Below are 5,507 nucleotides of genomic sequence, written 5' to 3' on the forward strand. Positions count from 1 at the left end.
TCGTCCGGGAAGCCGGAGACCGCGTCGCCCCCTTCCACCACCAGCTGCCACAACTCGTCCGGCGACGACACACCCCCCGGATACCGGCACGCCATCGACACGACCGCGATCGGCTCCCGCGCCCGGTCCTCGACCTCGCGCAGGCGTTTGCGGGCGTCGCGGGCGTCGGCGACGGCTCGTTTGAGGTAGTCGCGGAGTTGTGCCTCGTCAGCCACTGAATTCAGCTCCCAGGAATTCGACGTGTGCGATTGCTGTGGGTGGGGCGCGACGCGATGCGGATCCGGCTCAGTCGAGCTGGTCGAAGATGGCGAACAGTTGCTCGTCGCTCGCGGTCTCCAGGTCCACGTCGGCCGCTTCGTCGCCTTCCGGTACCTCGGCGCGGCTGCCCGCCGACTCGGCCGCCTTCAGCAGTTCCCGCAGGCGTACGGTGATCCGGTCACGGGCATCGTCGTCGCCGGCCGCCGACGTGATGGCCGCCTCCATTCCGGCGAGCCCGGCGAGGACGGGATCGACGGGGGACGCGCCGTCGACGGCGAGTTCGCCGAGCAGGTAGGTGGAGAGGGCCAGCGGCGTCGGATGGTCGAAGACGAGCGTGGCGGGCAGCTTCAGGCCGGTGGTCTCGCGCAGCCGGTTGCGCAGTTCGACCGCCGTGAGGGAGTCGAACCCGGCGTCGTTGAAGGCCGTGTCCGGCCGGACGCTCCCCGGGCCGGTGTGCCCGAGCACGACCGCGGCCTGTGCACGCACCAGGTCGAGCAGGAACTTGGTGCGCTCGGCCGCGGGCAGGCCGGTCAGGCGCTCGGACAGCTGCCGGTGGTCGCCGCCTGCGCCCGTTGCCGTCCGCGCCTGCTGTCGGCCCGCGCGGACGAGGCCGCGCAGCAGGGGCGGCACCCCGCCGCCGCCGGCCGCGTCCGCACGCGCTTCCCGCAGGTCGAGCTTGACCGGGACGAGCAGCGCCCGCCCGGACGCCACGGCGGCGTCGAACAGCTCCATGCCGTCACCGGCCTTGAGCCCGAGGACTCCGCCGCGGCCCTCCCGTCGGCTCATCCGCGTCCTCGTGAGGTCGTCGATGGTGTCCCCCATGCCGGTGGCCTGCTCCCACGGGCCCCAGGCCAGCGAGAGCCCGGGCAGTCCCGCGGCCCGCCGTTGCGCCATCGCCCCGTCCAGGAACGCGTTCGCCGCCGCGTATCCGGCGCTGCCCGCACCCATGAACACGGACGACGCCGACGAGTAGACGACGAACGCAGCGAGATCGAGACCCCGGGTCAACTCGTCGAGGTGCCGCACCGCGTCCACCTTCGGCGCGAACACCCTCTCCAGCCGCTCCGCGCTCAGCGCCCCGATCACACCGGCGTCGAACACACCCGCCGTGTGAACCACACCCGTCAGAGGGTGTGCCTTGGGTACGCCCGCCAACAGCGCCTTCACCTGAAGGCGGTCGGACACGTCACACGCCACGACCGACACCACCGCGCCCTGCTCGGTGAGATCAGCCACCAACTGCGGTACGCCCTCGGCGTCCGCACCCCGCCGACTGGCCAGGACCAGACTCCGCACCCCGTGCCGGGCCACCAAGTGCCGGGCCACCAGGGCGCCCAGCGATCCGGCGCCCGAGACCAGCACGGTGCCTTCAGGTCCGAACGCCGTTGTCGTGTCCGGGGCTTGCTCCGATACGCGAGCGAGCCGGGGTACGGACAGCGCCGGGCCGCGGAGGGCGAGCTGCGGCTCACCGGTGGCGAGCACCGAGGCGAGGGCCGCGTCCAGTACGGAGCCCGCGTCGTCGTCGTAAGCCGGGTCGATGTCCAGCAGGACGATCCGGTCCGGGTTCTCCGACTGCGCGGCCCGTACGAGACCCCACACCGCGGCTGCCGCCGGATCCGTCACCGTGCCGTCCCCGGCGGGCACCGCGCCGCGCGTCAGCACCACGAGCCGCGACTCTTCGAGACCGGCCCCGGCCAGCCATGCCTGCACCACCGCCAACACCCCTGCGGACAGGGACAGTACGGCGTCGTCACCGTCGCCGCCGAAGGCTTCGAGGACGGCCGCCATCGGCACGGTCGCGCCCGACGCCACTTCCTCCGCCAGGATCGTCACGTCGTCGGCGGCGAACACGGACATCCACGACAGCGCGGAGCCCGTTCCCTGGGCCGGGGGCAATGCGGTCCACTCCACCTCGAACAGCGAGTCGGCCGCGTCCGGCGCCGCCGCCAACTGGTCCGCGGACACCGGCCGGGACACCAGCGAGTCCAACGTCACGACCAGGCCGCCGGTCTCGTCGGCGGCCTGCACGGACAGCGCGTCCGCACCAGCCGGCGCCACCCGCACCCGCAGCGCGGAAGCCCCGGCAGCGTGCAGCACGAGACCGTTCCACGCGAAGGCCAGCACCGGCTCCCCGGGCTCCTCCGCCGCCGGGTCCGCCGCCGCGCCGAAGGTCCCGGCTTGCAGGGCCGCGTCGAGCAGCGCGGGGTGGATGCCGTACTTGTCGGCCTCCTTGCGCTGCTCCTCGGGCAGCGCCACCTCGGCGAACACCTCCTCGCCACGTCGCCACACCGCCCGTACGCCCTGGAACGCCGGCCCGTAGCCGTAGCCGTGCTCGACGAGGCCGCCGTAGAGGTCTGCGATCCCGACCGGCTGCGCACCGGACGGCGGCCAGGCCGCGAAGTCGAAGCCGCTGCCGCCTCCGTCCGCCCCGGCCGGGGCCGACAGCAGACCGGTGGCGTGCCGCGTCCACGCGTCCGCACTGTCACCGTCCTCGCGCTGGGAGTACACCTCGACGGAGCGGGCGCCGCTCTCCTCCGGTGCGCCCACGGCGACCTGCACCCGGACCCCGCCGTGCTCGGGGACGACGAGCGGTGCCTCGATCACCAGCTCTTCGAGGACCCCGCAGCCGGTCTCGTCCCCGGCCCGCACCGCCAGCTCCACCAAGCCGGTGCCCGGCAGGATCACCACTCCGCCGATCGCGTGGTCAGCCAGCCACGGGTGCGTGCGCAGCGACAGGCGCGAGCTGAAGACCAGGCCGTCGGAGTGCGGCAGCCGCACGACCGCCCCCAGCAACGGGTGATCCGCCGCCGTCTGTCCCAACGACGCCGCGTCCGTGGCCGATTCGCCCGGTGTGAGCCAGTAGTGCTGGTGGTCGAAGGCGTACGTCGGCAGAGCCACGCGCGCCGGCGTGGTCCGTACGGGCACGGCCCCGGACCAGTCGACGTCGACGCCGTGTACGAACAGCTCGGCCATGGACGCCAGCAGCCGTCGCAGGCCGCCCTCTTCGCGCCGCAGTGACCCGGTCACCACGGCCGCGCTGTCGGCGGCATCGACGCTCTCGGTGATCGGTTGCACCAGCACGGGGTGAGCGCTGACCTCCACGAACACCCCGTAGCCCTGACCGAGCAGGTCGGACACCGCGGGTCCGAACCGCACTTGACCGCGCAGATTGCGATACCAGTACGCGCCGTCCAGCACCCCGGCGTCCTCCACCCAACTGCCGGTCACGGTCGAGTGGAAGGGCACCACCGGAGCCTGAGCGGCGATCCCGGCCAGGGCTTCAGCGAGCTTGTCGCGGATGTCCTCGACGTGACGGGTGTGGGATGCGTAGTCGACCGCCACGCGCCGCGTACGGACCCCCTCGCCGGACAGCGTCTCCAGCACTTCGTCCAGGGCCTGGGCGTCGCCGGCGATCACCACGGAGGTCGGCCCGTTGACGGCCGCGACCTCCACTCGGCCCGCCCACGGCGCCAGACGTTCAGCCGCCTCCTCCTCGCCGAGAGCCACCGACGCCATGCCCCCACGGCCCGCCAACTCCGTGGCAATGGCCTGACTCCGCAACGCCACCACCCGCGCCGCATCCTCCAGGGACAACGCACCGGACACACACGCCGCAGCGATCTCCCCCTGCGAATGCCCGAGTACGGCGTCCGGTACGACCCCAACCGACGCCCACACCGCCGCCAACCCCACCATCACCGCAAAACTCGCCGGCTGCACCACATCCACCCGCTCAAGAAGACCCGGGTCGGTCTCACCCCGCAGGACATCGATGAGCGACCAGTCCACCCACGGCTCAAGAGCCGCCGCACACTCCGCGATCCGCTCCGCGAACACCGTTGAGGAATCGACGAGTTCACGGCCCATCCCGACCCACTGCGAACCCTGCCCCGGGAACACCCACACCACCTTGCCCGCCACACCCGCACTGCCCGACACCACATTCGGACCCCCCTCCCCCGCCGCCAGCAACCGCAACCCCTCCAGCGCCTCCCCCGCCGAGCCCACCACCACCACCGCACGCTCACCGAACACGGCCCGGCCTGACACCAGCGCACCGGCCACATCCGTCAGCGGGACCTCGCGATCGGCGCCTTCGACGAACGCCACGAGGCGTCCGGCCTGGTCCGCCAACGACCGCGGGCTCCGCGCGGACACGACCAGCGGCACCACGCCTTCGGGGACGACCCCTTCGGAGACCGGCTCCTCCGGTGCCTCCTCCAGGATCAGATGGGCGTTCGTGCCGCTCACGCCGAACGACGACACGCCCGCCCGCCGCGGACGGTCCTCGCGCGGCCACTCCCGCGCCTCCGTCAGCAGTTCCACCGCGCCCGCCGACCAGTCCACCTGGTTCGACGGCTCCTGGACGTGCAGCGTCGGCGGCATGACGCCGTGCCGCAGCGCCTGCACCACCTTGATCACGCTGGCCACACCCGCGGCGGCCTGCGCATGACCGATGTTCGACTTCAACGAACCCAGCCACAGCGGCCGTTCCGGGTCACGGCCCTGCCCGTACGTGGCAAGGAGTGCCTGCGCCTCGATCGGGTCGCCCAGGGCCGTGCCCGTGCCGTGGCCCTCCACGACGTCCACGTCCGTGGGGGCGAGGCCCGCCGCGTCGAGCGCCTTGCGGATCACGCGCTGCTGCGACGGACCGTTCGGGGCGGTCAGCCCGTTCGACGCGCCGTCCTGGTTGACCGCACTGCTCCGCAGCACCGCGAGGACCTGGTGGCCGCGCTCGCGGGCCACCGACAGACGCTCCAGCAGGACGACGCCCACGCCTTCGGCGAGCCCCATTCCGTCGGCGCCGTCCGCGAACGCCTTGCACCGGCCGTCGTCGGCCAGCCCCCGTTGCCGGGAGAACGCCATGAAGGCACCCGGCGTCGACATCACCATCGCGCCGCCGGCCAGCGCCATCGAGCAGTCGCCCTGCCGCAGCGCCTGCGCCGCCAGGTGCATCGCGACCAGCGACGACGAGCACGCGGTGTCGATCGACACGGCCGGGCCCTCGAAGCCGAACACGTACGACACCCGGCCCGACGCGACACTGCCCGCGAGACCCGTGCCCGCGAAGCCCTCGACCTCCGGGGCGATCACCCCGGTGCCGTAGCCCTGGCTGGACACGCCGGAGAACACCCCGACGTCCGTGCCCTTCAGCGAGCCCGGGGCGATCCCGGCCGCTTCCAGCGCCTCCCACGAGGTCTCCAGGAGCAGCCGCTGCTGCGGGTCCATCGCCAGCGCCTCACGCGGCG

2 protein-coding genes are annotated in these 5,507 nt (G+C 73.0%); both read right to left on the bottom strand.

Annotated features, from left to right (window positions below; genetic code table 11):
- Positions 1 to 215: polyketide synthase docking domain-containing protein (locus AB0E05_RS36295; protein WP_361971865.1), on the bottom strand; the 215-nt coding region annotated here is incomplete at its 3' end.
- 70 nt (positions 216 to 285) lie between these two features.
- A complete protein-coding gene (locus AB0E05_RS36300) occupies positions 286 to 5,487 on the bottom strand; it encodes an SDR family NAD(P)-dependent oxidoreductase (RefSeq protein WP_361971867.1) in 5,202 nt (1,733 codons plus the stop codon).
- Positions 5,488 to 5,507 lie beyond the last annotated feature (20 nt).

Source organism: Streptomyces sp. NPDC048057 (assembly GCF_040653095.1).
GTDB lineage: Bacteria > Actinomycetota > Actinomycetes > Streptomycetales > Streptomycetaceae > Streptomyces.